The sequence below is a fragment of the Pseudomonas sp. WAC2 genome, assembly GCF_030403525.1.
Taxonomy (GTDB): domain Bacteria; phylum Pseudomonadota; class Gammaproteobacteria; order Pseudomonadales; family Pseudomonadaceae; genus Chryseomonas; species Chryseomonas luteola.
In genome coordinates, this window is record NZ_JAUEPD010000018.1 from 1 (window position 1) to 637 (window position 637).

Below are 637 nucleotides of genomic sequence, written 5' to 3' on the forward strand. Positions count from 1 at the left end.
GACCGCACCTTTGGTTATGCGCAAAAGCACAACATCAAGATCATTCTGGACCTGCATAACTATGCACGCTATCGCGGCCAGGTGATTGGGACCAGTGGCGTTCCGTATGCGCGCTACCAGGAAATCATGACCAAGATTGCCCAGCAGTGGAGTAATCAACCCGCCCTGTACGCCTACGACATCATGAATGAGCCCAACGGGGCCCTGGCCTACTGGGCGACCGCTGCGCAATACGGTATCAACGGTGTGCGCGCCGTGGACAAGACTCGCCCGATCATTGTGGAAGGTAACGGCTGGTCGAGCGCTACCCGCTGGGCGGAGTGGAATGATCCCTTGCTGAACCTGAAGGATCCATCCAACAACATCATTTTCTCGGCGCACTCGTATTTTGATGAGAACGCCGGTGGCAGCTATGGTGACGTAGACGTCAACAAGCTGGACGTGATGTATGGCGTGAATCGCGTCAAGCCGTTCGTAGAGTGGCTGAAAAAGCATGGTAAGCGTGGCTATATTGGTGAGTTCGGCGTACCGGATAACAACCCGCGCTGGAACATCCTGATGGACAATATGCTGGCCTACCTGAAAGAGAATTGCGTACCGGCGTCCTACTGGGCGGCAGGTCCGGGTTGGGGCAACT

Annotated in this window: 1 protein-coding gene; it reads left to right on the forward strand. The window is 55.7% G+C overall.

Annotated elements, in window-relative coordinates; genetic code table 11:
* The coding region (locus tag QWJ10_RS23155; RefSeq protein ID WP_289929842.1) for a cellulase family glycosylhydrolase at positions 1-637 on the forward strand (637 nt) is incomplete at both ends.